Here is a 24,906-nt window from a genome sequence, read left to right on the forward strand (position 1 = left end):
CGGTGGATAGCCTACAGCTATATTCCGTTGCACGTTGCCTGGAAGAAAGCTTCGCTGGGCAAATGCTCCGCGGTACGGAAGTTCAGCAAGGCGTAGCGGTCCTCTATTTCCCTCGCGGCCGCTTGTATCTTGCGTACCAACACACGCCGGTGGGTCTGTTCTGGGCCGATGCGCTTGCGCAGGTGCCCAAACCTGCCGGATCGGCTGCGATTCTCGGGCAGAAACTCCGGGGTTTTCGTCTCGTTTCCCTGGAGCTTCCTTGGGCTGACCGCATTCTGCGTCTACGCTTTGCCCAAACGGGTCTGGACCGGCAGGAAAAGAGCTGGAGCTTACTGGCAGAGTGTTTTGGCGCTCGTGCCGCGATTCTTCTGCTGGACGATGAGGAGCGGATTCACTGGGCATCGCGCTGGGATACGCTGGAACAGGATCCAGCGCGGATCTTGCCCCAGGCATCCTACCAGCCACCGCCCAAAACGCAGTCCTGGGAGGATCTTCCTAATCTTCTGCTATTGCTCCATCCCAAACAGCGTGAACGCTTTGGAGACGGCGCGCTGGAACAGATCGCGGCGCTTCTGCAGGGCCCCTCCTGCCAGCCCTGGTGGCAGGGTGGTGTGGGAGCAGAGCCCTATCCGCTGCGGTTCGATGTGGGTGCCGTGGTGATTCCGATCGCCGAGGCAGTGCGCTGGCGAGCGCCAGTGGCTAGAGTGCCACGAGGGCAGCAAACGGCCTCTGCCGTTGGGGCGCGAGAGCAGGAGGCGCAACGCCTGCGCCGACGCCAACAGCGCCTGTGGGAAGATTTGGCCAAGTGGCAGGATGCGCAGACCGAGGAGGCACGCCGGTATGCCGCTGCCCTTTTTGCGTCACCCGATCGGGTGCACTCTGGCGGAATACTGCTTCTGCCGGAATATCGCAGCGATGGCGTGGGAGAGATCGAATTGGCCATTCCCGCAGGCAAATATCTGCACGCCTATGCGCAGGAGTTGATGAGGCGAGCGCAGCGCGCAGAGCGGGCGCGACAGCGGATAGGGGACGAATTGGCGAGGGTGGATGCGGCTCTGAGGCATTTGCCGGAGCAGGACATTGCGCCTGGGGTTGCGACGGAATCGAGTGGCAAGCCGAGGAGTCGCAGGCCAGTAGGGATCGAAGAACGCGAAGTGGATGGTTTTAACATTCTCTGGGGCAAGAATGCCCGCGCCAATGATTATCTGAGTTTTCGCCTGGGGCAGCCCCATGATCTGTGGCTGCATGTACAGGATCTGCACGGCAGTCACGTACTGATTCGGCGACAGAATCCCCAGCAGGACGTGCCTGCCGAGGTCCTGCGCCAAGCGGCAGAAATTGCCCTGCAGCATAGCGCGTCGCAGTCCTTGAGCGCCGAGGTGGATTGGACAGAACTGCGTAATGTCAGTCGCCATCCGCAAGGGGGCGCAGGTCGGGTACTATACCGTCGATTTCAGACGCTGCGTGTGCGGCGACCCGGGAGCACAAGGAATTGAGTCAGCATCGGTTACGTTTGGCTGTCGCGGAGGATCTGGCGCAAATTGTCGCAATCTATAACTCCACCATCGCCTCCGGCGTCGTGACGGCGGATACAGAGTCCGTCTCCGTAGCGAGCCGGAGGGCTTGGCTGGAAGGACACGATGCAGCGCGCCGACCGGTGTGGGTAATGGAAGAGGAAGAGCGTATTTGTGCTTGGATGAGCTTTTCCGATTTCTATGGTCGGCCGGCCTACCGTCACACGGTGGAACTGGCCATTTATGTCCGTGAAGACCAGCGGGGGAAGGGTTTGGGATCGGCGTTGCTGCAATACGCCATGGAGCGCGCGCCGCATTTCGCGGTCACGACCTTGCTCGCGTTTGTTTTTGCCGAGAACCGCGCGAGTGTGCGCCTCTTTGAGAAATTTGGTTTCTCGCGGTGGGGACATTTGCCCGCCGTTGCCGAGATCCAAGCCCAATCCAGAGACTTATTGATCTTGGGGCGAAAGATACCGGCGTAATCTGGCGGAGGCGGTGAGATTCGAACTCACGAGGGGCGTGAACCCCTGCCGGTTTTCAAGACCGGTGCATTCAACCGCTCTGCCACACCTCCGGGGCGCCCAGTGTACGAAAAATCTCGCTGCCGGGGAATCTCGTCTTCTGGTCTTATGGCGGGGATCCTGGATTCCGCGGATGCTTCCTGCGTATGATTGCGCAATTCCCATGCTTACCGCCGGAGGCCCTGTGTTTATTGTCAAGGTGTTGTTTTCCAGTGCCAATGAGATGCAACAGGCACTGCAGAAGATCGAACAGGAACTGGCCGAGTTGCAGTCGGCGCCGGAAGAAATGCAATCGGCGCTGCAGCTGTTGCTGAGTGAAAAGCCCCGGATGGAAGCCGCAGAGTTTGCAGAAAAGCCTGCCATTGCCGCCATCTACGGCGGTTTTGATCCGCGGGCCGCGGCGATCGCCGAGGCGGCGTTATTGGAAGCTGGCGCCCTGGAAGTGATCCAGGAATAAGGACTAGCTGGCCGGCGCGCGGGCGATCGCACGCAGTAGGGCTTCGCCACACGAATTTGCGTTCTGGCCGGCTGCCAGAATCCCATCCTCGTGACCGGTCATGCAGAGTACTAGGGGGAGTGGGGCATTGCTGGCGAGATCCTGCACCGCCAACGCCATCTCCGGCGTCCCATACTCGACGCCCGCGGGAGTGCGCGGCAGATCCTGTGCGGCCGCGCGTCGCCAGAGTTCTGGGATGTGGACGTGGAATACCCAGTGAATATCGGGGCGCCTGTCGTAGAGGGCAGCATGGCTCATGGACTCCGAAGAAGGAGCGACGGGTCCGCGTGCCCAGACCGTGTTGGCGGCAATGTCCCAGCGCTCCACCAGACTGTAGTGCTCTCTCCCGAGCTGTTGTAACTCCCCCGTCTGGGTGCCACTGATCCAGAACCCCTCGGCACAACGTCGACTCAAGTTGCCAAAGCCAATTCCACCATAGCGCCGGGGATCGGCGCCGATGCCGCCAATGGCGCGCAGGCGCGTTCGCCAGAGTTCGAGCTCGCGGAAGGTCTCTGGCAGGGCGGGATCACTCGCCTGCCAGTGGAGTTGAAACTTGATGACGCCTTCTTCTTCCATGGCACTCACTTGCGTACAAAGATGGATTGTAACAGGCGATACCAGAATGGCGGACGCGCCTGCGCCGTTACCGTTTGCCGGGGAAGCCGTTTCGCCGGGGGGGTGACATCTGCCGGATACAAGTCAACCCAGGTTGCTCCCCAGCTGCTGCGGTCCTGCGCCAGCCCGAAGGCACGTACCATGGGCTCTACCGCGAGAAGATCATGCACTCGCCGACGGAGGACACCTTTGCCCTTGCCGTGGATGATGCGCAGCTGCAGGATACCGGCGGCGCGGCAGCTGCGCAGATATTCCCTCACCAAATCGTTGACTTCGGCAGGGCGGAATTGATGCAGATCCAGGACCCCGTCGAGGACTACAGGCAATGCCCGATCCTCAGGTGGTGTTTTCATGCCGGCCAAGTATCCAGACCACGATCAGGGTGAGCCAGGGCAAATTGACCGCCCAGGCCGGGCTGAGCCAGAGCAGCGTGGCAATGAGGACAGCGCCACCTGCATAGGCCAGAAGAGCCGCGACCTGTTGCAGGGTCATCCAGCTGGGGCGTTGCCGCTGCTGTGCGGCCCGGGTCAGACTGATCAGAATGCTGGTAAGGGTGTTGGTGAATACGACCGATGGCACGCCAGCCACATTGATGTGCCGCGCCAGGACGCTCTGTACGCCCATAGCCGCAGCAGAGGCCAAGATCATCACCGCCAGCTGCCCACCTGCCGTGGGAAAACCCCAAAGCCACCAGCCTCCGGCAAAAATCAGGAGCCCAACCAGTTCCAGGAGGAGGATGCGCTCGCCCTGCCAGAAGGGACGTTCTGCTAAGGCGCTGGCGACGATAGCGCCAAGCATGAAACCGAGGAGGGCAAAGAGGGAATGGGTAGCCAGAGCGAGGTGTCCCTGCCCCAAGGCAAGCCCCAAGAGCGCAAGATTGCCCGTCATGGCCGAGGTAAAGACGTCGTGGAAACGCAGAAATGCCATCACATCTGCCGCGGCGGCGATGGCGGAAAGCAACTGAATACGAAGATCGGCGCGCACAAAACTGGCAGGCACGGCGCTATTCACAGCAGGACACGCTCGATGCCGCCATGGCGGGCCTCTTCCGCGAATTGCCGCGCCCAGTCATCCCCCATTTGCGCCTTGGCCAGCTCGACCACGATATAGTCGGTATCCAGGCCAGTATCCAGACGATAGCGCTCCAGACCCTGCTGGCAGGCTGGGCAGGAAGTCAGCAGCTTGACGTTGCCGTCCCTGGCTTTGCTGTCTCCGGTCAAGGCCTGGATGTCGCTGTGCAGCACCTCTTCCTTGCGTGCACGCAACTGCGTGGCGATGTCTGGACGGCTGCTGGCCAGGGTGCCGGCCTCGCCGCAACAGCGTTCCGAGCCGCGTACCGGCTGCCCCAGCAAGGTTTCGGCAACGGTCAAGGGTTTGTAGGTTTTCATCGGGCTGTGGCAGGGATCATGGTAGAGATACTGCACTCCCGAAACGCCTTCCATGCGCACGCCCTTTTCCAGCAGGAACTCATGGATATCGAGCAAGCGGCAGCCCGGAAAGATCTGCTCGAACTGATATTTGAGTAGCTGATCCATGCAGGTGCCGCAGGATAGGATTACGGTCTTGATATCCAGGTAATTCAATGTGTTGGCAACGCGATGGAAGAGTACCTGATTGCGTACCGAGATCTCCTGCCCCTTATCCTCCTGCCCAGCGGCGGTCTGCGGGTAGCCGCAGCAGAGATAGCCCGGGGGAAGCACGGTCTGTACCCCCACGCGGTAGAGCATGGCCAGGGTGGCGAGGCCAATCTGGCTGAACAAGCGCTCACTGCCGCAACCCGGAAAGTAGAACACCGCCTCACTATCGGGTGCGCATTGCGGATCGCGCAGGATGGGCACGGTTTCGTGATCGACGATACCGAGGATTTGCCGCATGGTCTGCGCGCCCATGTCTGTGGGCAGCGGCTTGCGCAGAAAGTGAATCACCTCGGCACGGATATCGGCCTTGCCGGTGCTGGCGGGTGCCTCCCCTTTGGGCAAGAGGGGCTTGGCCAGACGGTGGGCAAGGGCCTGGGCTTGATAGGCTGGCTGCAACACCCCGCGACGGAGAAAATGCACCGTCTGCGGCTCTGTGGCATTGAGGTAACGCAGGGCCAGACGAGTTCCGGCACTGAAGGTCTTTTCTCCGCGCGCGCGCAGCAGATTCCGGATATGGACCGAGACCTCACCAAAATCAATATCCACCGGACAGGGGGTCTGGCATTTGTGGCAGGTCGTGCAGTGGTCCGCAACATCCTCTAGTGCCTGAAAATGCTGCTGCGATACCCCGCGCCGCGTCTGCTCTTCATAGAGGAAGGCCTCGATCAGAAGACCCGTGGCGAGGATCTTGTTGCGCGGCGAGTAGAGGAGATTGGCCCGCGGTACGTGGGTCATACAAACCGGCTTGCATTTGCCACAACGCAGGCAATCCTTGATTTCGCGATTCAGAGCATCGAGCTCGCTGGCCTCCAGAATGAGCGCCTCCTGCTCCACCAGTTGCAGGGAAGGAGTGTAGGCCCGGTCGAGTCCAGAACCGGGCAAGAGCTTGCCGGGGTTGAAGATTTCATCGGGATCAACGTCTTGCTTGTACTGGGCAAAAGCCGCGATTTTTTCCGGCTCCAGCCAGCGCATCTTGGTAATACCAATGCCATGCTCGCCGGAAATCACCCCTCCGAGTTCCTTCGCCACATCCATGATGCGATCGACAACGCGGTCGGCCTCCTGCAGCATCTCGCGATCCGACGACAGCACCGGAATGTTGGTGTGAATATTGCCATCGCCAGCATGCATATGCAGCGCGACAAAGATGCGCGTGCGCCGCACGCCCTCGTGAATGCGACGAATTTCGCTAAGCACGCCGGTAAAGCGCTCGCCGGCAAAAAGCTCTTCCAAGGGTTTGCCAATGGCTTCGCGGTAGCTGATGCGCAGATCCCGGCGCAAGAGCAACTGCAGCAAACTTTGCTGCAAATCCAGGCCAGCCTGTTCCTCCGCTGGCAGGGCGGATAGCAGCGCCGTAGCGGGCTGGTCCAGGTGCGCAAGATAGCCTTGCCAGCGGTGTTCCACCATCTCCAGCAGGTTCAGGGCCGCTTGTCGTTTGCTCTCGACAATGGCGCGTTCTTCCTCGGTATCCGCAAAATCCTTGACCCGCCGCAGTTCCGGCAAATCCCCGCGCAGATACTGCGCCAAGGCAGCGATAATGTGCAGCTTGTTGGAAATGGACTGTTCGATATTGAGGCGTTCTACCGCGCGCGTATATTCCCCCAGGCGATCGAGGGGGATGACCACGTCTTCATTGATTTTGAAGGCATTGGTGTGAGCAGCGATGGCGGCAGTGCGGCTGCGATCGGCCCAAAAGCGGCGTCGCGACTCTGCTGTGGTGGCAATGAAACCCTCGGCACCACGGATATTCGCTAGGCGTACCACCGCCGAGGCCGCTGCCCCGACGGCATCGCTGTCGTCACTCGCAAGGTCGGCCAGCAGCAACATCCGTGGCCGCTCGCGGCGTGGCGCCTTGTTGCTGTACTTCACCGCCTTGATATAGCGCTCGTCCAGATGCTCCAAGCCGGTCAATAGAACATTGGGCAGGGACTCGACGTAATTTTTGACCTCGACAATGGCGGCAACAGCCGGCTCCAGATCTTTACCATAAAACTCCAGACAGACAGTACGGATCTGCTTGGGCAGGCGATGGAGCAGGAACCGCCCCGAGGTGATGATGCCGTCGCAACCTTCTTTCTGAATGCCCGGCAGGCCACCCAGGGCCTTATCGGTGACATCTTTTCCCAGCCCAATTTTCCGAAAGGACTGTCCCGGAAGTTCGAGGAGTTCCGGCTCTCCCAGTATCGTTTTCCCATCCTGCTGGTAGCGAGTAATGCGAAAGCGGACCCGTTCCTGATCGTGAATCTTGCCCAGGTTGTGCTCCAGTCGCTCCACCTCCAGCCAGTTGCCGTCGGGCATGACCATGCGCCAGGAGAGTAGGTTGTCGAGGGCGGTTCCCCAGAGCACGGCCTTCTTGCCGCCCGCATTCATGGCGATGTTGCCGCCAATGGTGGAGGCATCCATCGAGGTGGGGTCAACGGCAAAGACGAGTCCGGCACTATCGGCAAGGTCGGCGACGGCTTTGGTCACCACCCCGGCGCCCGCTTCCACGGCAGAGACCGGAACGGCACACCCGGGGGGAGTGACTTCGGTAATGGCGGACAGTTGATCCAGTTTCTCGGTATTGATGACGGCGCTCAGTGGAGTCAAAGGAATGGCCCCGCCGGTATAACCGGTACCGCCACCGCGCGGAATGATGGCCAGTCGCAGCTCGCGGCAGATACGGACTTGGGCCGCCAGTTCTGCCTCTGTTGCCGGATACAGAACGACCAGAGGCAATTCCACCCGCCAGTCCGAGGCATCGGTCACATGGGCGACGCGGGCATAAGGGCTGAAATCGACATGGTCTTTGGGACTGACCTTGGCGAAGGCTTTGGCCGCCCGCTTGCGTAGATCGGCTTCGGCGGCAAGGTCGCGAATGAATCGTTCCTTCGCCCCGCGACACCGGTCCAGGAGCTGCAGGACCAGGGGATTCTCCTCCGCGCGGTTGGCAATTTCGTCCAGACGATGATCCAGCGCCTGCCACAGGGCCTTACGTCGCTTGCTGTCGGAGGCCAGATCTTCCTGCAGATACGGGTTGCGCGCCACGACCCAGAGATCGCCCAGGACTTCAAACAACATCCGCGCCGAACGCCCGGTGACCCGCTGCTCACGCAGCTTTTCCAGGGTGACCCAGGCATCGGGGCCAAGAAAACGGGCAACGATTTCCTGATCGGAGAACGAGGTGTAGTTGTAGGGAATTTCCCGCCGTTCACTCATGGAATCACCATGTTGTCGATGAGGCGCACGGGCCCCAGGCGTGCTGCAGCGAACCAGCGTGCGCCGGGCTGGGTGTGGGAGAGGGGCTGTAGCGTCTCACTATCGCGCAGCTCCAGATAATCCAGGGCAAAACCTGCCTGGCGCAGACGTTCAGCAGATGCCTCGGCGCTGCTCTCTGCGGCGTTGTTGGCTGGGAGTCGGCAGAGCTGGCGCAGTTCGGCCGCCAGGGCTGGCGCGATGGCCCGTTGTTCCGGTGACAGCCGGGTGTTGCGCGAACTCATCGCCAGACCATCAGGCTCCCGTTGCGTGGGCCCACAGAGCAGTTGTGTGGACAGGTTCAGATCGACCAGCATCTGCTGCACGATGCGGTATTGCTGGTAGTCCTTTTCCCCTAGCACAAGCATGTCTGGCGCTACCAGGTGCAACAGCTTGAGGACAATGGTTGCGACGCCACGGAAATGCCCCGGGCGTTGCACGCCACAGAGGATATCGCTGAGTCGTGCCGGCGGCTCGACCTGGGTCTGTGCGAGCGGTCCATTGGGGTAGAGGTCCTGATCCGTTGGTACGAACACTGCCGTACACCCGGCTTCGCCAAGCTTGTGCAAGTCCTCATCCAGGCTGCGCGGATAGCTGTCAAAATCTTCACCGGGCCCAAACTGCAAAGGATTGACATAAATGCTGACGAGGACCTGTTCGGCGCGCGCCTGCGCCAAGCGAAACAAGGCCAGGTGCCCGGCATGGAGATGCCCCATGGTGGGCACGAAGGCCAAGCTGCCTTGCAGTTGCTGTCGCCACTTGCGCAGGCTGCTGGGATCGCGCAGCAGAGGCATCAGCGTTTTCTCGTCGCAGTGGGAAAGTGTTGCTCGCGCACTGCTTGCGCGTAGTCTGCCAGTCCCCTACGCAGCAGGTCTGCCCCGTCGACGAAGGCGCGGGCAAAGGGCGGGGCCTTGCCGAAACCGAGAACATCATGCAGGACCAGAACCTGGGCGTCGGTACTGGGACCGGCGCCGATGCCAATGACCGGAATGGGGCTTTCGGCACTGATCTGGGCGGCAAGATCGGCCGGTACGGCCTCGAGCAAGAGAAAACGCGCTCCGGATTGCGCTAGGGTCAGGGCCTCTTTCGCTAAGCGGTCGGCGGCTTCCGGGGTTGTCCCCTGACGCTGAAAGCCGCCCCACTGGCGCAGGCGTTGTGGGGTGAGACCAAGATGCACACAAACATTCAGACCACGGGCAGCGCAAAATTCCAAATGCTCGCGGAACTCCAAGCCGCCCTCCCATTTGATAACCTCGGCACCAGCACGCAGCAGGGTGCTGGCAGAACGCCAGCACTGCGCCGGGCTTTCTTCGTAGCTGCCTAACGGGAGATCGGCAAAAACCAAGGTATGGCTGCAGGCGCGCGCCACCATTTCGGTATGGTAGGCCATTTGCTCCAGCGTCACTTGCAGCGTATCGCGATGTCCCTGTACCACCATGCCCAGGGAATCACCCACCAGCACGCCATCGATTCCCGCCTCTTCTGCCAGGCGGGCGAAGGGATAATCGTAAGCGGTGACCAATACCCGCTTTTCCCCGCGTAGCTTTGCCGACGTCCAGCTGTCGATCCGTTTGCTCACTGCCGCCACCCCAGTTCGTGTAATTTATTCCCGACTAAATCGGTCAAGATTGTAGCATCTTTCGCGCGGGCAACGAAGTCCAGATCCTGTCCGCGCAGGTCCAGACAGTTGCCGGCGTATTGGGAAAAATAGTCATCATAGCGTGCCCGAATCTGGGCCAGATAATCCCGCGTGAGCGCCTGATCCCATTGATCGCCGCGCGCGGCAATGCGGGCATACAGCGTGTCCACCGGGGCGTCGAGAAAGATCATCAGTGCAATGTTGGGCGTTTGGGGCAAGATCTCGGCGCGAATGCGCAGATAGAGCTCGCGCTCCTGCGCATCCAGGGTTTGCGCACTGAAGAGCAGATCCTTGTCTGGGCCATGATCGCTGAAACACAGGGTTGCTGGCAGTGTCTGCCATTGTTGTTGGCGTTGGAGCAAAAAATGCAATTCCGTAGCCAGCGCGTGCCGGTGGCCGCGATAGAGCTCCGCCAAAAAAGGGTTGTCACCCGGAGTTTCCAGGCATTGGCTCGCCTGAAAATGTTGCGCAAGTATGCGGGTAAGGCTGGTTTTGCCAGCGCCCATGGGGCCTTCGCAGACAATCAACATGACTGCCGCAGGCCTCTCGTACTGTCGTCTGCCTCGGCTGGCAGGGGCCAGAGCTTTTGTTCGGCCACCGCCGGGAGCAGCTCGGCGATGGTGCCCAAGCCGGGAATGGCCATTTGTGCGTCATAGTCCGCCAATGGCCGCAAGACGAACGCACGGTGCGCAATTTCTGGATGGGGTAAGCGCAGGCCGCTGTCCTGGCTTTGCAATTCACCGTAGAGGAGGAGATCCAGGTCCAGAACCCGCGGCCCCCAGACCAGTTCCACCGCGCGCCGTCGTCCCGCCCCTTCTTCGATCTGATGCAGGGCGCGCAGCAATTCGGCAGCACTCAGGCGGGTTTCGAGGCGGGCCACAGCATTGACGAACGGGGCTTGGGCGACACCGCCAATAGGTTCCGAGAGGTAGTCTTGGGAGACCCAAGCCAAACGGGTTTCTGGCAGGCCATTTAAAGCGCTACGCGCCCGCGCAACCTGGAAGCGAGGTTCTTGCTGATTGCTGCCCATGCCTACCCAGGCAATTACGGCAATAGGTTCTGTTGTGTCAGCCAACGCCGGGCTCCGTCCTTGTCGTCAAAGGCACCATTCCAGACGGCGTTTTGCAGCGTGGTAAGCAGTGAGCCAAGTTCCGGTCCCGGAGCAATTCCCCAAGCCAGTAAATCCCGTCCATCCACCGGTACTTTCTGCCAGCGCCATCTGCGCAGGTACTGCCACGCCGATGCGGTCAACTCTGGCTCCTCCTGCAGAGCCAAGGCGCACAGAATACCCGCGGGCGCCCATTTCTGCCAATAGCGGGCCTGTGCTGCGGCATCGGGGCCAGGCAGTTTTGCGGGCAGCGATGCGAGGTCGCGCTGCCAGCGCTTGTCACCTCGCCATTGCCAATGCTGCCAGCACTCCTCGCGCAGGGGCGGCGGGCTGAGGGCGGCGAGCAGAAGGAGAACCGCCTCCGGTTGCGGCAACGATTCGCTAAAGGCTTGTTGGTATTGCTCCAGCGCCGCCTCCAAGCGCTGCAAGGCGGGCCAGAGATCACCAGGAGGGCTTTGCAATGGGGGTAGGAGGGTAGCCAGTCCCCAGCACGCCATTTGCTGCAAATTGAATGCAAGGTTTGGGAGAGCCAACAGCATCTGGATTTCCCGGAACAATCGAGTTCCGCTGACGTTGGCGAAACCATCCGCCGCCAGCAGAACCTGCAGTTGTTTCTTCGCGTCCGTGCCCAGGGAGAAGTTGAAACGCAGGGAGAAGCGCAGACCCCGGAGTACTCGGGTGGGGTCGTCCTGAAAAGACTTTGCGTGTAATACTTCCAGAACACCCCGGTCAATATCGTCCAAACCGCCAAATGGATCGAGCAAAGTACCGAAGCTCTCGGGGGAAAGCGCCAGAGCCATGGCGTTACAGCGGAAATCCCGGCGATACAAATCGCTGTGAATGTCGGCAGGGAAGACTTCTGGTAGGGCCCCGGGTCGGGCATAACGTTCGCCGCGACAGTGCGCCAAGTCCCAGCGCAGACCCTCTGCGTCTACCAGGCTCGCGGTGCCGAACAGGGAGCGTTTGCGGAGTCGATACCCGAGCCGTTCCAGGGTGTCCAGAAAAAGTTCTAGATCGCCATCCAGCGCCAAGTCCCAGTCCTCGCTGGGACGGGCTAGAAACAGGTCGCGCACGACTCCACCAACAAGATATAACTCGGCACCCTGCGCCGCCGCTTGCTCGCCAAGCACCTGTAAGGATTGAATACGCGAGAGGGGCCAGACGGTCTCGATGCGCTGCAGGATGTCCTTTTTGCCGACACTGCAGGTCAATGGTGAACCCTGCTAGTTGGCTTCTGCAGTGACGGCAGATTCCGATTTTTGTCTGGGGCCACGCCGTCGCCGTCGCCGTTTGCCGCGTTTGGCTTCCGAAGCCGGCAGAGGGCCAAGGGAAAGTTCTGCCCCCCGATCCTCTTGATGTGCTGCTTCTATCAGCTGTTTGCGGCCATCGTTATCGGCACTCTGAAACTGTTGCCACCAGTCCGCGAGTAGTGCGAGATTAGCGCCGGCATTGCGGCGTAGCACGAGGAAATCGAAGGCCGCCCGGAAGCGTTCGTGGGCCAGCAGGGCATAAGGCCGTCGCCCGCCACGGCGATGAAAGCGTGCCTGAAGATCCCAGATTTCCCGAATCGTCAGGGTGAAGCGGCGAGGAATGGCAATCTGCCCGCGATTTTCCTCCAGCACCAGACTCGCCGCTTGTTGCATTGCTACAAGTTCCGGCTTGTCTTCGCTCATCAAGCGCTCTTGCTCTAGCAGCAGGACGGGCCACAGCAGGGCAGCAAAGAGAAAGGCGGGATGTACCGATTTTCCGGCGGCTACGCGTGCGTCGGTGTTGTCCAGGGAAAGACGGACCAATTCCCGCGCTTCACCCTGATCTTCTCGGCCTAGTGCGTCGTCAAGCTGCGGGAAAAGGGCCGAGAACAGACCGTGGCGTTGCAAGGTGGCAAGACTCTGCTGCGCGAAGCCGGCTAGGAAGAGCTTGCCGACTTCCTCATACAGACGCGCGGGAGGAACCTCGCGCAGGAGTTCGCGGCAACGGGGTATGGCTGCCTCGATGGCTGGATCAAGCTGAAAACCCAGTTTGGCGGCAAAACGCGCGGCCCGCAACATACGCACAGGATCTTCGTGAAAGCGCTCTTCCGCCTCGCCAATCATACGTAAACGCTGCGCCTCGATATCCTCCCAGGCGCCCCAAAAGTCGATGATGCTGCGATCGGCGATATTGTAGTACAGGGCATTGGCCGTGAAGTCGCGCCGTTGGGCGTCCTCTTCCAGGCTGCCGTAGACATTGTCTGCAAGAATCCTGCCGCTGGCACTGCGCGCCTGCTCATCCTTGCCGCTGCCGCGAAAGGTGGCGACCTCGATGATTTCTCGGCCAAATTGCACATGCGCGAGGATGAAGCGTCGGCCAATCAGGCGGGCATTGCGGCGAAAGAGTTTGCGTACTTCCTCGGGGCGGGCATTCGTGCACACGTCGAAATCTTTGGGCTCTCGACCCAGGAGCAGATCGCGCACACTGCCACCGACCAGGTAGGCCTGATAACCCGCTTGATGAAGGCCGTTCAGCACTTGCAGTGCGGCATCACTGATCTGTCGTCGCGAGATCCGATGCTGCTCGCGGGAAATGACGCGTGCGCCAGCGGGGAGCGCCGGCGTTGGTGACTGCACTGCAGGCGGGGCAACCGGTTCTTCGGCGAGTTGCAACGCAATAAAGTGTTTCAGAGAAACCAAAGTGTTCTTCCAGCCCTTGGGCAAATGGCGCGCACAGTGTAACCGAAAAATGCACCAGGATCGAAGTGAGGGATCGGCACGATCGTCATTCCTTGGCAATGGCTCTGCTGCGCAATCGTTGCACCAATGTGGGCATGATGAGAAGCATGAGCAATAAACGCAATAGATGGGTGCCCAGGACAAAAAGTACATTACCGTGGGCGGCCATGCTGACGGCCACCGCCGCATACAGTGCTCCTGGCGCGGTGGCGAGATAACCGTCCAGGTCGCTGACGCCAACCAGTTGGGCCAATACGACCCCAAGGACGGCGCAGAGCAGATTCAAGATCAGAATCAGGATGATGGCTTGGGGTAATAGCCGCAAATGACTGCGCAGTCGATCCAGGGAAAGCTGCAGTCCGGCCTGCCAGCCTATCAGCAAATAGGCCAAGAACAGCAGGCTGTGGGGCAGGGCGGGAGTGGGGCTATGTTGCGATGCGGTCAGGGCAATGCTCACCAGAAGCGGGCCCAGGAGATAAGGGGCAGTGAGGCGGACGCGCAGGGCAACCCGCACGGCGAGCCAGGCGAGCAAGAGCAAAAGCACGGTGCCCAGCCAGTTTGCATGCGCCTCAGCCAGGGAAACTGGCGTGTGCATGGGTTGGGCAAATACCCAGAGTACGACGGCCGGTAACGACAGCATGACGAGAATTACGCGCAGATATTGGAGGATGGCCACCAGCCCCATGTCGGCGCCGAGTTCCTGAGCAATGGCGGTGATTCCCGCGGCGCCACCCGCGGTCATCGATAGTAAGCCTGTGCCGGTCGTGACCTTCGCCCAGCGACCGAAGATCAGCCCCGCAGCCAGACTGAGGAGCAAGGTGCCAGCGCTGACCGCGAGAATGGGGAGCCAGTGTCGCAAAATGACTATCAGCGCCTGATGGCTAAAGAGCAGCCCGATTTCCAGTCCAAGAATCGCTTGTCCGCTTCGCGGCAACATCCGTGCGTAGGGCACGCTGTCCCAGAGATTGAGGAGCACAGCGCAGAGCAGGGCGGCGAACAGGGGGGCAGCGGGAATATGCAGGTTCGAGAAGGGCCAGGAGGCGAGCAGACTTCCAAACAGCAGCAATGTCCAGCGAAGCCAAGTGCCAGGTTGACCGCTGATGCCGCGCAGGACCATCGTTTTTCTCCCTGAGCAAGAGGGCCGAGACTCTATCAGTATCAAATCCTGCATACCAGCGCTCTGGAGTGGCATTTTTTCTACCGCATGGCTATCATCTGTCATGCCTGTCGGGGCTGGGTGTGCGAAAATTGCCCGGCCCCTTTTCGTTTTGAGGAGCTCGGATGCAACTGATTGGCGAAGCCCTGACCTTTGATGATGTCCTGCTTATCCCCGCCCATTCCGCTGTCTTGCCCCGCGATGTGCACATTGGCACCCGCCTGAGTCGTCGCCTGACCATCAACATTCCCCTGCTCTCGGCCGCCATGGACACCGTCACCGAGGCAGCCATGGCGATCTGCATGGCCCAGGAAGGGGGCATCGGCATCATCCACAAGAACATGAGCCCCGAGCAGCAGGCGGCCCAGGTGCGGCGGGTCAAGAAGTTCGAAGCGGGGGTCATCAAGGACCCCATCACCGCCCGCCCTGAAGCCAGTATTCGCGAAGTTCTGCAGCTCATGGCGCTGCATGGGATCTCCGGCGTGCCGGTGGTGGGAGAACGTCTGGAAGGGATCGTCACCAATCGCGATCTCCGTTTCGAGACGCGTATGGATGCCCCGGTGAGCAGCGTCATGACCCCGCGTGAGAGACTCGTGACCGTGGCGGAGGGTAGCAGTCTCGATGCCACCAAGGATCTGCTGCACCAACATCGAATCGAAAAGATTCTGGTCGTGAACGATCAATTCGAGCTGCGCGGCCTGATCACGGTCAAGGATATCAGCAAGGCGACGGAACACCCCTTTGCCTGCCGTGATGTCCAGGGACGCTTGCTGGTTGGGGCAGCGGTGGGTGTGGGCGCTGGCACCGAAGAGCGGGTAGAGCGTCTGGTGGATGCGGGGGTGGACTTGATCATCGTCGATACCGCCCACGGCCATAGTCAGGGGGTGCTCGACCGGGTCGCCTGGATCAAAAAACAATTTGCGGCGGTGGAAGTGATCGGCGGGAATATCGCCACGGGTGATGCGGCCCGCGCCTTGGTAGATGCTGGCGCCGATGGGGTCAAGGTGGGGATTGGACCAGGCTCCATCTGCACGACGCGCATGGTGGCAGGCGTGGGGGTGCCGCAGGTCACGGCCATCAACTTTGTGGCCGAGGCCTTGGCAGGTTCTGACGTGCCCCTCATTGCCGACGGGGGGGTACGCTTTTCCGGTGATTTTGCGAAGGCCTTGGCAGCCGGTGCGCACAGCGTGATGGTGGGCGGGCTTTTGGCGGGCACCGATGAAGCCCCCGGCGAGATCGAGCTCTATCAGGGGCGTAGCTTCAAGGCCTACCGCGGCATGGGCTCCTTGGGGGCCATGCAGCAGGGTTCGGCGGATCGGTATTTCCAGGATGCCAGCAGTCCCGAGGCGCCCAAGTTGGTGCCCGAAGGGGTGGAAGGGCGGGTGCCCTACAAGGGGCCAGCGGGGCAGGTCATCCAGCAATTGATCGGCGGCTTGCGCTCGAGCATGGGCTACCTGGGTGCGGCAGATCTGCAGCGGCTGCGAGAGCGGGCCCAGTTCATCAAGATTACCCAGGCTGGGGTGCGCGAGAGTCACGTGCACGATGTCCACATTACCAAAGAAGCCCCTAACTACCGGGTGGAGTAAGCATCCATGAGTGCGGAACGCATCCTGATCCTGGATTTTGGTTCCCAGGTCACCCAGCTCATCGCCCGGCGTGTGCGCGAGGCCCATGTCTACTGCGAGATTCATCCCTGCGACGTGAGTGACGACGTGGTCCGCGCTTTCGCGCCCCGGGGTATCATCCTCTCGGGGAGTCACGGCAGTACCTATGAGGACCACGACCTACGCGCGCCCCGGACCGTCTGGGATCTGGGGGTGCCGGTGCTGGGGATCTGCTATGGCATGCAGACCATGGCGGCGCAGTTGGGCGGCGCGGTGAGCTGGACCGACCATCAGGAATTTGGCTACGCCGAGGTGCGTGCCCGCGGCCACACCCGCCTTTTGCAAGATCTTCAGGATTTTCAGACCCCTGAGGGCTACGGTATGCTTCAGGTCTGGATGAGTCATGGCGATCAGGTGACCGCCCTGCCGCCGGGCTTCAAGCTCATGGCCAGCACCGACAGCTGTCCCATCGCCGGGATGGCGGATGAAGCGCGCGGCTATTATGGAGTGCAATTCCATCCGGAAGTGACCCACACCCGGCAGGGCAAGGCCCTGCTCCATCGCTTCGTGCACCAGATCTGCGGCTGCAGCGGCGATTGGATCATGGGGGACTATGTCAGCGAGGCCGTGGAGCGCATCCGCGCCCAAGTGGGAGACGCGGAGGTGATCCTCGGGCTCTCGGGTGGGGTGGACTCCAGTGTCGCCGCCGCCCTCATCCACCGCGCCATTGGCGATCAGCTCACCTGCGTTTTTGTGGATCACGGCCTGCTGCGATTGAACGAAGGCGACATGGTTATGGAGATGTTTGCGGGCAAGCTCCAGGCCCGGGTCATCCGTGTCGATGCCAGCGCACTCTTTTTGCGTGAGCTCGCTGGGATCAGTGATCCTGAGCAGAAACGGAAGATCATCGGTCGTCTTTTCGTCGAGGTCTTTCGCGCGGAAGCTGAAGAACTCCAGGCCGGCCGGCCGGGGCACCCGGGCGCCACTTTCCTCGCGCAAGGCACCATCTACCCCGACGTCATCGAGTCGGGTGGTGCCAAGAGCAAGAAAGCCGTCACCATCAAGAGCCACCACAATGTGGGTGGGCTGCCGGAACAACTGGGCCTGCAGCTCTTGGAACCCCTGCGCGAACTGTTCAAGGATGAGGTGCGCGAGCTGGGGGTGGCCTTGGGGCTGCCGCGGGAGATGGTCTATCGCCATCCCTTTCCCGGCCCCGGCCTGGGCGTCCGCATCCTGGGCGAGGTCAAACAGGAATACGCCGATCTGCTGCGCCGCGCCGATGCGATCTTCATTGACGAACTGCGCGCCGCCATCGATCCCGACACCGGCGAAAGTTGGTATGACCAGACCAGCCAGGCCTTTGCCGTCTTTCTGCCGGTAAAGAGCGTTGGGGTGATGGGCGATGGGCGTACCTACGACTATGTAGTTGCCCTGCGCGCGGTACAGACCAGTGACTTCATGACTGCCGATTGGGCCGAGCTGCCATACAGCCTTCTGAAAAAGGTCAGTAGCCGAATCATCAACGAGGTGCGCGGCATCAACCGGGTCACCTACGATATTTCCTCCAAGCCGCCAGCGACGATTGAGTGGGAATGATTCCACGTCTGGTAATGCCTGGAGTGGCCTGAATCGCACGGAACTCCTTGATAACAATGTAGACAGACTCGTCTATTATAGGGCTGTGCTTTCTTCGACCCCCTCTCTGCGCAAGCGCATACTGCGCAGCGCGAATGAACGGTTCTACCTGAATGGCTTGCGTGCCACCGGGATTGACCGAATCATCGCGGAGTCTGGTTGGGCGAGGCCCACGTTCTACGATGACGCGGTGTCAAAAGAATGCGTTGATCGACGCATTGCCTCTACGCCCCACGGAATGGCCTTTTCGGCCACTTTTGATCCTCACCCATTGGATGTCCCCTCATCTATAGAAAATATTGACCCTATCAGGCAACTAATGCTGATTCAGCGGCAGGAGCAACTGCCGGATTTAGGATTATTTTTGTAACTTCGTAGGGGGTGCGGCTACACCCGAGTGTCGTTCTGCCATCGAAGGTGCCCCTCGCTCTTGATTTTCCTCAGCCATCGAGACTATGCTCCAAGGCAATGAACGCTAGGGGCGTCCCGTTTGGGGGCTGAGAAGTACCCTTGGAACCTGATCCGGTTCAGACCGGCGTAGGGAAGCGGCCAATCTCTGGCGTTCGCTCTGACTACAGGAGAACGTCATGGCAACTCGTCCCCAAGATCTTTCTATCCTCCCCAGTGAACATGAGATCACTACGGGTCCCATCGCGGGCTCGCGCAAAGGCTACAGTGCCGGAACGCTGTTTCCAGACTTGCGTGTTCCGCACCGGGAGATTGCGCAGACCCCTACGCGTCAGCGGGACGGATCGCTGCTGGAAAATCCTGTCATCCCTGTTTATGACGTGAGTGGGCCTTATACCGATCCCGAAGCAGAGATCAACATTCATGCAGGTTTGCCGGCATTGCGCTGGCGCTGGCCCTGGGTCTTGCCGACGACCATCGTACACAGTCTCGAACCGTCCTCGGCCTATGGTCGGCAACGTCAGGAAGATCCGCAAACGGCGCAGATTCGCTTTCAGCGCCGAAGTGAGATTCGTCGTGCCGCCCCCGGCCGAAATGTGAGCCAGATGCATGCCGCCCGCCGCGGTATCGTCACGCCGGAGATGGAATTCGTGGCCATTCGCGAGAATGAGGCCAGGGACGCCTTGCGCGAGAGTCATCCGGAACTGTTCCGAGCTCATGCCGGGGAAGGGTTTGGTGCGCGTCTGCCGGAGCGCTTCACGCCGGACTTCGTGCGCGATGAAGTGGCGAGTGGACGGGCTATCATTCCGGCCAATATCAATCATCCTGAGCTGGAGCCGATGGCCATTGGGCGCAATTTCCGCGTCAAGATCAACGCCAATATCGGCAATTCGGCGGTGACGAGTTCCATTGCCGAAGAGGTGGAGAAGATGGTTTGGGCCATCCGCTGGGGTGCGGATACGGTCATGGATCTCTCTACGGGTAAGCACATCCACGAGACACGGGAGTGGATCCTGCGCAATTCTCCGGTGCCCATCGGTACGGTGCCCATCTATCAGGCCCTGGAAAAGGTCGATGGCAAGGCTGAAGAGCTGACTTGGGAGCTGTTCCGCGACACCCTCATCGAACAGGCCGAGCAGGGGGTGGATTATTTCACCATCCATGCGGGGGTGCTCCTGCGTTATGTACCCCTGACGGCCAACCGCCTCACCGGTATCGTTTCCCGTGGCGGCTCGATCATGGCCAAATGGTGCCTGGCGCATCATCAAGAGAACTTCCTCTATACCCATTTCGCCGAGATCTGCGAGATCATGCAGGCCTATGATGTAAGTTTTTCCCTAGGGGATGGTCTGCGTCCCGGTTCCATTGCCGATGCCAATGATGAAGCGCAATTCGCCGAGCTGCATACCCTTGGGGAGCTGACCAAGATTGCTTGGGAGCAGGATGTGCAGGTAATGATCGAAGGGCCGGGGCACGTACCCATGCAGCGCATTCGCGCCAATATGGATGAGGAATTACAGCATTGTTTTGAGGCGCCTTTCTACACCTTGGGCCCGTTGACTACCGACATTGCTCCTGGTTATGACCACATCACCAGCGCCATTGGGGCTGCGCAGATCGGTTGGTATGGCACCGCCATGCTCTGCTACGTGACGCCAAAGGAGCATCTTGGCTTGCCCGACAAGAATGACGTGCGCGAGGGGGTGATGGCATACAAACTCGCCGCGCACGCGGCCGACCTTGCCAAGGGTTATCCCGGCGCGCAGGTGCGGGATAACGCCCTATCCAAGGCGCGTTTTGAATTCCGCTGGGCAGATCAGTTTCATCTCGGCCTTGACCCCGAAAAGGCCCAGGCCTTCCACGATGAAACTCTACCCCAGGAGGGGGCCAAGCTGGCGCACTTTTGCTCCATGTGCGGACCGCATTTCTGCTCGATGAAAATTACCCAGGACCTGCAGGAATACGCTCAGCGCGGAATGCAGGAAAAATCGGCCGATTTTCAGCGCCTAGGGCAGAATATCTACCTCAAATCCTAAGCTGCGTTCAAAGATATACGCCCAGGACGCCGACGAAGGTCAAAATCAACGCAAGGGCGGCGAGAAAGCGGGCAAAGCGCCCGTAGCTCGCCAGTGCCTTTGCGGCGCTCGCCCAGTCCTGTCCGTTCAGGGCGCGGCGCAGGCGTTTCATCGGCGCAAAATTGAGGTGGAAGGCGCCGAGGGCCGCGATGGTTCCCAGCACCACCATGATCCACACGGCCGGCCCCAGGTGCGCAAAACCGCCGATGCTCATGACCATTGCGTAGCCACTCAGCAATAGGAGCAGGGCGGCAAAGATGCCTCCCAGGGAGAATGCCTGTATAGCCTGCTGCAAGAGCAGCCAGGACTCGACTCGGTGCTCTTGCCGTGTCCAGCGGGGCAAGAGATAAAAGCCGAGGAAGACCAGACCGCCAATCCAGTAAAAGAGCGCGATCAGGTGAAAAAACTGCCAAATGGCAAGCTGTGGCATCATTTCCTCCAAAAAAAGGGGCCCGAAGGCCCCCAAGGATACGCTACCGATGGAACTTGTTGCTACTTGAAGCGTTTGCGGGTGTAGAGATACATGATCCCGACAATGCCCAGATACAAAACAGGCAAGAAAAAGATCAGGTCTTCCAAGTCGGTGTAGTGCATGGTCGCCTCCTAGCGCGATGAGATGCCTTTCTGATCCAGCTCTTCGTCCTGGCGGTCGAACATGGCGGCGCCAGCAGCAGAGATCAGCACGATCATGGTGGTACCCACGAGCCAGGCGAAGTACCAGGGGCCATAGTCACCGGTAATCACTGCCAGAAAGAGGGCAAAGGCGATGAGCACCGCGCCAACGATAAAGGTAAGAAAGCCTTTCATGATAGTTCCTCCTCTCAGTAGGCGTGATCGTCATGGGCAGAAGGTGCCTTGACCTTGCCGCGCATGACGTTGAAGCACCAGGTGGTGTAAGCCAGGATGGTGGGGACGAAGATCGCTGTGAAGATGGTCATCCAGATCAGGTTGTACTGGCTGCCGGTACCATTCCAGATGGTAATGCTCTGGGCCGGGTTATCGCTGGAAGGCATCAGGAAGGGGAACATCGATACCCCCACGGTGCCGAGAATCCCAATCCAGGCGAGGGCGCCCAACCACCAGGCGAGGACAGCCTTTTTGGCGCGCATGGCGAACGATCCCGCGAGCATGGCGATAATGCCGATCAACGGAACGACCCAGAGGATAGGCGTGCTGTGGTAGTTGTTCAACCAAGCGCCTATCTCCCGCGTGACATTCTGCGCCGCCGAGATATTGGCTGGCGCACCCGGAGTAGCGTCGTGCAGTGCATAGCCGGTCATGGTGCTGATCCAGACCCCACCAATGATGAAGAGCGCGACGCTGACCAGCCCCGCAATGGAGCCGATATTCTTCGCGCGGCTGTAGATCGGGTCCACGCCGCGAATCATCAGCATGGCCGACCCTTGATATAGGGCCATGCTGAGCGCCAGCACGCCACACAGGATGGCAAAGGGATTGAGCAGATACCAAATAAAGGATTCCGTCTGGTAGTACTGCCCGTCCCAGCCAAAGTGGAAGCCTACCCCTTCGAGAATATTCCCGATGGCTGCGCCGTAAATGATCATGGGCAAGGCACCGGAAATCAGAAACACCCAATCCCAGGTTGCGCGCCACTTCTGCGTCGGTACCTTGGACCGGTATTCGAAGGCCACCGGGCGCATGATCATGCTGAACAGGAGCAGAATCATGACAATGTAGAAGACGGAGAAGGATGTGGCATAGAGGCTTGGGAAAGCAGCAAAGATCGCGCCACCGCCCAGAATGAACCAGACCTGATTGCCATCCCAGTGCGGCCCGACGATGTTCAGCGCCTCACGACGCTCGCTATCGGTCTTGCCGACAAAGCGCATCAATGCGCCTACCCCCATATCCATGCCGACCATGATGGCCAAGCCCATGAGCAAGACGCCGAGGAGCAACCACCACAACACTTTTAGAAAAACATATGCATCCATATTTGGCTCCTAGTGTGGCGAGGCTTGTCGCCTCGCCAGCGGTTATCAGGATCGATCCAAGCTCGCTTTGGCAAAGGCGGGCTGTCCCGCCATGCCACCACCGGCTACGGGTTCTTCGCCATGATGGCTGTCCTGTGGCCCCAAGCGCGCGTACTTGAACATCAGGTACAGCTCGACCGCGATGAAGGTGCTGTAGAGCAGTGCGAAGCCGATCAGTGAGAAGATCATGTAAGCGACACTATGACTGGAGGCGGACACGAAGGTGGGCAGCCAGCCGTAGACAGTCCAGGGTTGCCGCCCATTCTCGGCCGTAATCCAGCCGAATTCACAGGCAATCCAGGGTAGGGGCACGCTCCACAGGGCGATTTTGAGGAACAGGGGATGTTTCTCGATTTCGTTCTTCAGGCTGTAGTACGCAGCGAAGGCGAAGAGCACCAGCATGAAGAAGCCGGCGGCCACCATCAGGCGGAAGGCCCAGAATTCTACCCAGACATTGGGAATCGTCGCCTTGGCCGTTTTGTCCAAGACACTGGGCAGGTTGCTGGCATTGACGTTGGCGAGATCCTGATCCGGCGCAAATTCCTTGGCTAGAAAGCCATAACCCATGTCCTTCTCATACTGCTTGAAGGTGGCCAGGGCGGCTGTATCACTGTGGTCGGCATTATAGGCCTTGAGGGCAATCATCGCCTTGATGCCATTCTCAACTTTAGGCTTGGCATCCTGCTCCAGTTGCTTGATCCCCGGGATGACGGTGTCCTCACTATGTGTCAATAGGGGGGTCAACACGTAAGGGATACCAATTTCAAACAGATTTTTCTGCTCTGTGCGGCTGGGAAAGGCGATCAGATTCCAAGATGCAGAAACGGGGTGTGGATCTGTTTGCCAGATGGCTTCCATGGCCGCCAATTTGGCTGGTTGTGCGTGGGCGTCAATATAGCCCAAGGCATCTCCCAGGGTGATCACGCCCACGGTGGAAATCACACCAAAGATCGCTGCTAATCGAAACGAGCGCAAGGCAATATCGCGCCGCTTTTTGGTTAGCAGGTAGTAGGCCGACACGGCCATGACGAACATCGCGCCGGTCACAAAACCAGCGATGGAGGTGTGTACGAACTTCGCCTGGGCATCCGGGTTGAAGATCAGACCCACGAAGCTGGTGAACTGCATGCGCATGGTGTTGGGATCAAAGGTGCCACCCTGCGGGTCCTGCATGAAGCCATTGGCAATCAGAATCCACAGTGCAGAAAGGTTAGAACCCAGGGCCACGAGGTAGGTAACCACGAGGTGTGCCTTGGGAGACATGCGGTCCCAGCCGAAAAACATGACGCCCACGAACGTGGATTCCATGAAGAAGGCCATGAGTCCTTCGATAGCCAGCGGAGTACCGAAGATGTCACCAACGAAGTGCGAATACATTGACCAGTTGGTGCCGAATTCGAATTCCATGGTCAGGCCGGTGGCAACACCGAGGGCGAAGTTGATGGCGAAGAGTTTGCCCCAGAATTGGGTCATCTCCCTGTAGATTTGTTTTCCTGTCACCACATACACCGTTTCCATGGTGGCCAGGATGAAAGTGAGTCCCAGGGTGAGGGGGACGAAGAGAAAGTGATACAAGGCCGTCAACGCGAACTGCATGCGCGACAGCTCCACTACCGTCGGATTGATGAGCATATCCATGAACTACCTCCTACAGAAACGCCGGCAGATTTTGCCCCGGCACATAACGATGCAGATCCTTTTCTGCCCGTCCTTTTTTCACTGGTTTTGCGGTGGGTTGTAATAACTGGTTGTAACGATGCAGCAGGCCGGTGGAACCTCCGCCGGAGTTGCTTTGTACCAGGCGACGATACTCCTCAATGCTGCTGAGACGGCGGCCCCGATATTCCCGTCCAGGGTAGAGCAGGGTTTCTTCCGCAAAGCGGTCGAGGAGGGTGTTCATTCTGGCGAGTAGGTCGCCCCGCGCTTTGCCGTGCAGCTTGGGAGGTAAACCGCGAACGAGCAGAGTATTCCCGGTGAAGAGACGATCGTTCCAGGCATACATCAGGGCACAGGCGGTGAGGCCTGGGGTGTGAAACACGCGCAGGGATTCTTCGCCGAAATAGAGGATGTCTTCATCGCGAATGCGCATGTCAACGCTGGCTGCGCTGATGCTTTCGTGGGCAGCCAGTCTGGCGCCCCAGTGCTCGCGCAAAATCCCGGCGGCCTTCTCATGGCTGGCGTTCCAGTGTGTCACGAGCAGCAGTCGCAACTGCAGTCCGCGGCGCCTCAAGAAATCCTCCACTGCGCTCAGCTGGCTATCGACAACATCGATCGCTACCGCCTCGCGGGTGATGGAGTCGCCGAGGACATAGGCGAGGGATCCCTCTTTTTCGGAACAGATCTGACGGAAAATCATGCGACAGCCCTCTCTATGCAACGCAAACAAATCAGCAAATGCCATGCCAATATCCGTTTTTTCTTGCCGATCTCTGCAATCCCTGATTTACTGTGTTTCCGCTGCCGCGGAAGACGCCTTGCGACGATGATGGGGGAGAAAACTGCCAAATGTGGCAGAAAATTTTTGGCAGCCCTGCTATAATTGACACTGGGCAGACTGATGCT

Annotated in this window: 22 protein-coding genes, 1 tRNA gene and 1 riboswitch; of the genes, 6 read left to right on the top strand and 17 right to left on the bottom strand. The window is 59.8% G+C overall.

Going from position 1 to position 24,906, the window contains the following annotated elements:
* Positions 1-2 precede the first annotated feature (2 nt).
* Together M5D89_RS06465 and M5D89_RS06470 are read left to right on the top strand one after the other, a co-directional pair.
* Positions 3-1,496: an NFACT RNA binding domain-containing protein gene (locus tag M5D89_RS06465; protein WP_248885013.1), complete on the top strand. Its 1,494-nt coding sequence runs from the start codon at positions 3-5 to the stop codon at positions 1,494-1,496.
* Complete coding sequence (locus tag M5D89_RS06470) at positions 1,493-1,996, top strand: GNAT family N-acetyltransferase (protein ID WP_248885014.1); 504 nt, start codon at positions 1,493-1,495, stop codon at positions 1,994-1,996. The genes M5D89_RS06465 and M5D89_RS06470 overlap by 4 nt, the downstream gene beginning before the upstream one ends.
* 2 nt (positions 1,997-1,998) lie before the next feature.
* On the opposite strand, the gene M5D89_RS06475 is transcribed toward M5D89_RS06470, so the two are convergent.
* Positions 1,999-2,088, bottom strand: a tRNA-Ser gene (locus M5D89_RS06475).
* Between the two features lie 131 nt (positions 2,089-2,219).
* Between M5D89_RS06475 and M5D89_RS06480 the strand changes: the two genes are divergently transcribed.
* Positions 2,220-2,492: a hypothetical protein gene (locus tag M5D89_RS06480; RefSeq protein ID WP_248885015.1), complete on the top strand. Its 273-nt coding sequence runs from the start codon at positions 2,220-2,222 to the stop codon at positions 2,490-2,492.
* 3 nt (positions 2,493-2,495) lie between these two features.
* Here the strand turns inward: M5D89_RS06480 and M5D89_RS06485 are convergent, their stop codons facing one another.
* The 11 genes from M5D89_RS06485 to M5D89_RS06535 form a co-directional block, all read right to left on the bottom strand.
* Positions 2,496-3,107: a class II aldolase/adducin family protein gene (locus tag M5D89_RS06485; RefSeq protein WP_248885016.1), complete on the bottom strand. Its 612-nt coding sequence runs from the start codon at positions 3,105-3,107 to the stop codon at positions 2,496-2,498.
* 5 nt (positions 3,108-3,112) lie between these two features.
* Complete coding sequence (locus M5D89_RS06490) at positions 3,113-3,499, bottom strand: Smr/MutS family protein (protein WP_248885017.1); 387 nt, start codon at positions 3,497-3,499, stop codon at positions 3,113-3,115.
* On the bottom strand, positions 3,483-4,157 hold the full coding sequence (locus M5D89_RS06495) for a DUF1275 family protein (RefSeq protein WP_248885018.1): 675 nt from the start codon (positions 4,155-4,157) through the stop codon (positions 3,483-3,485). Before M5D89_RS06495 ends, M5D89_RS06490 begins: the two co-directional genes overlap by 17 nt.
* The gene (locus M5D89_RS06500) at positions 4,154-7,981 is read right to left on the bottom strand and encodes a DUF3683 domain-containing protein (protein WP_248885019.1); all 3,828 of its coding nucleotides are present in this window, start codon (positions 7,979-7,981) and stop codon (positions 4,154-4,156) included. The genes M5D89_RS06495 and M5D89_RS06500 overlap by 4 nt, the downstream gene beginning before the upstream one ends.
* On the bottom strand, positions 7,978-8,811 hold the full coding sequence (gene panC / locus M5D89_RS06505; protein WP_248885020.1) for a pantoate--beta-alanine ligase: 834 nt from the start codon (positions 8,809-8,811) through the stop codon (positions 7,978-7,980). Before panC ends, M5D89_RS06500 begins: the two co-directional genes overlap by 4 nt.
* Complete coding sequence (panB, locus tag M5D89_RS06510; protein WP_248885021.1) at positions 8,811-9,596, bottom strand: 3-methyl-2-oxobutanoate hydroxymethyltransferase; 786 nt, start codon at positions 9,594-9,596, stop codon at positions 8,811-8,813. The genes panC and panB overlap by 1 nt, the downstream gene beginning before the upstream one ends.
* Positions 9,593-10,186: a deoxynucleoside kinase gene (locus M5D89_RS06515; RefSeq protein WP_248885022.1), complete on the bottom strand. Its 594-nt coding sequence runs from the start codon at positions 10,184-10,186 to the stop codon at positions 9,593-9,595. The genes panB and M5D89_RS06515 overlap by 4 nt, the downstream gene beginning before the upstream one ends.
* Entirely contained in the window at positions 10,180-10,731 is a 552-nt protein-coding gene (gene folK, locus M5D89_RS06520) for a 2-amino-4-hydroxy-6-hydroxymethyldihydropteridine diphosphokinase (protein ID WP_248885023.1), read from the bottom strand. The genes M5D89_RS06515 and folK overlap by 7 nt, the downstream gene beginning before the upstream one ends.
* Positions 10,701-11,975 (bottom strand): tRNA nucleotidyltransferase/poly(A) polymerase family protein, encoded by a 1,275-nt coding sequence (locus M5D89_RS06525; protein WP_248885024.1) that lies wholly within the window; start codon positions 11,973-11,975, stop codon positions 10,701-10,703. The genes folK and M5D89_RS06525 overlap by 31 nt, the downstream gene beginning before the upstream one ends.
* A gap of 12 nt (positions 11,976-11,987) precedes the next feature.
* Entirely contained in the window at positions 11,988-13,433 is a 1,446-nt protein-coding gene (pcnB, locus tag M5D89_RS06530) for a polynucleotide adenylyltransferase PcnB (protein WP_248885025.1), read from the bottom strand.
* 85 nt (positions 13,434-13,518) lie between these two features.
* Positions 13,519-14,589, bottom strand: a complete 1,071-nt coding sequence (locus M5D89_RS06535) for an AbrB family transcriptional regulator (RefSeq protein WP_248885026.1) — start codon at positions 14,587-14,589, stop codon at positions 13,519-13,521.
* 164 nt (positions 14,590-14,753) lie between these two features.
* Between M5D89_RS06535 and guaB the strand changes: the two genes are divergently transcribed.
* The 3 genes from guaB (at position 14,754) to thiC (ending at position 20,311) form a co-directional block, all read left to right on the top strand.
* Positions 14,754-16,214 (top strand): IMP dehydrogenase, encoded by a 1,461-nt coding sequence (guaB, locus tag M5D89_RS06540; protein ID WP_248885027.1) that lies wholly within the window; start codon positions 14,754-14,756, stop codon positions 16,212-16,214.
* A gap of 6 nt (positions 16,215-16,220) precedes the next feature.
* Complete coding sequence (guaA, locus tag M5D89_RS06545) at positions 16,221-17,828, top strand: glutamine-hydrolyzing GMP synthase (RefSeq protein ID WP_248885028.1); 1,608 nt, start codon at positions 16,221-16,223, stop codon at positions 17,826-17,828.
* A gap of 506 nt (positions 17,829-18,334) precedes the next feature.
* Positions 18,335-18,428: riboswitch (TPP riboswitch) on the top strand.
* A gap of 26 nt (positions 18,429-18,454) precedes the next feature.
* Complete coding sequence (thiC, locus tag M5D89_RS06550; RefSeq protein WP_248885029.1) at positions 18,455-20,311, top strand: phosphomethylpyrimidine synthase ThiC; 1,857 nt, start codon at positions 18,455-18,457, stop codon at positions 20,309-20,311.
* Positions 20,312-20,318: 7 nt separating this feature from the next.
* Here the strand turns inward: thiC and M5D89_RS06555 are convergent, their stop codons facing one another.
* From M5D89_RS06555 to M5D89_RS06575, 5 genes are all read right to left on the bottom strand, one after another.
* Positions 20,319-20,780, bottom strand: a complete 462-nt coding sequence (locus M5D89_RS06555; protein WP_248885030.1) for a hypothetical protein — start codon at positions 20,778-20,780, stop codon at positions 20,319-20,321.
* A 173-nt stretch (positions 20,781-20,953) separates the two neighbouring features.
* Complete coding sequence (locus tag M5D89_RS06560; protein WP_248885031.1) at positions 20,954-21,157, bottom strand: hypothetical protein; 204 nt, start codon at positions 21,155-21,157, stop codon at positions 20,954-20,956.
* A 14-nt stretch (positions 21,158-21,171) separates the two neighbouring features.
* Positions 21,172-22,305, bottom strand: coding sequence for a cytochrome d ubiquinol oxidase subunit II (gene cydB / locus M5D89_RS06565; protein WP_248885032.1), 1,134 nt, complete (start codon positions 22,303-22,305; stop codon positions 21,172-21,174).
* Positions 22,306-22,350: 45 nt separating this feature from the next.
* A complete protein-coding gene (locus tag M5D89_RS06570) occupies positions 22,351-23,982 on the bottom strand; it encodes a cytochrome ubiquinol oxidase subunit I (protein WP_248885033.1) in 1,632 nt (543 codons plus the stop codon).
* A gap of 10 nt (positions 23,983-23,992) precedes the next feature.
* The gene (locus M5D89_RS06575) at positions 23,993-24,745 is read right to left on the bottom strand and encodes an MBL fold metallo-hydrolase (RefSeq protein WP_248885034.1); all 753 of its coding nucleotides are present in this window, start codon (positions 24,743-24,745) and stop codon (positions 23,993-23,995) included.
* Positions 24,746-24,906: the final 161 nt, after the last annotated feature.

Origin of the sequence: Acidithiobacillus acidisediminis (assembly GCF_023277115.1) — a bacterium.
Taxonomy (GTDB): domain Bacteria; phylum Pseudomonadota; class Gammaproteobacteria; order Acidithiobacillales; family Acidithiobacillaceae; genus Igneacidithiobacillus; species Igneacidithiobacillus acidisediminis.

Bases quoted from the DNA above. Each gene is read 5' to 3' on its own strand.
- M5D89_RS06500 (WP_248885019.1), bottom strand. From the start codon at position 7,981: ATGAGTGAACGGCGGGAAATTCCCTACAACTACACCTCGTTCTCCGAT.
- M5D89_RS06515 (WP_248885022.1), bottom strand. From the start codon at position 10,186: ATGTTGATTGTCTGCGAAGGCCCCATGGGCGCTGGCAAAACCAGCCTT.
- panC (WP_248885020.1), bottom strand. From the start codon at position 8,811: ATGCCTCTGCTGCGCGATCCCAGCAGCCTGCGCAAGTGGCGACAGCAA.
- M5D89_RS06570 (WP_248885033.1), bottom strand. From the start codon at position 23,982: ATGGATATGCTCATCAATCCGACGGTAGTGGAGCTGTCGCGCATGCAG.
- M5D89_RS06490 (WP_248885017.1), bottom strand. From the start codon at position 3,499: ATGAAAACACCACCTGAGGATCGGGCATTGCCTGTAGTCCTCGACGGG.
- M5D89_RS06485 (WP_248885016.1), bottom strand. From the start codon at position 3,107: ATGGAAGAAGAAGGCGTCATCAAGTTTCAACTCCACTGGCAGGCGAGT.
- guaA (WP_248885028.1), top strand. From the start codon at position 16,221: ATGAGTGCGGAACGCATCCTGATCCTGGATTTTGGTTCCCAGGTCACC.
- M5D89_RS06575 (WP_248885034.1), bottom strand. From the start codon at position 24,745: ATGGCATTTGCTGATTTGTTTGCGTTGCATAGAGAGGGCTGTCGCATG.
- M5D89_RS06560 (WP_248885031.1), bottom strand. From the start codon at position 21,157: ATGAAAGGCTTTCTTACCTTTATCGTTGGCGCGGTGCTCATCGCCTTT.
- guaB (WP_248885027.1), top strand. From the start codon at position 14,754: ATGCAACTGATTGGCGAAGCCCTGACCTTTGATGATGTCCTGCTTATC.
- M5D89_RS06535 (WP_248885026.1), bottom strand. From the start codon at position 14,589: ATGGTCCTGCGCGGCATCAGCGGTCAACCTGGCACTTGGCTTCGCTGG.
- M5D89_RS06555 (WP_248885030.1), bottom strand. From the start codon at position 20,780: ATGCCACAGCTTGCCATTTGGCAGTTTTTTCACCTGATCGCGCTCTTT.
- thiC (WP_248885029.1), top strand. From the start codon at position 18,455: ATGGCAACTCGTCCCCAAGATCTTTCTATCCTCCCCAGTGAACATGAG.
- cydB (WP_248885032.1), bottom strand. From the start codon at position 22,305: ATGGATGCATATGTTTTTCTAAAAGTGTTGTGGTGGTTGCTCCTCGGC.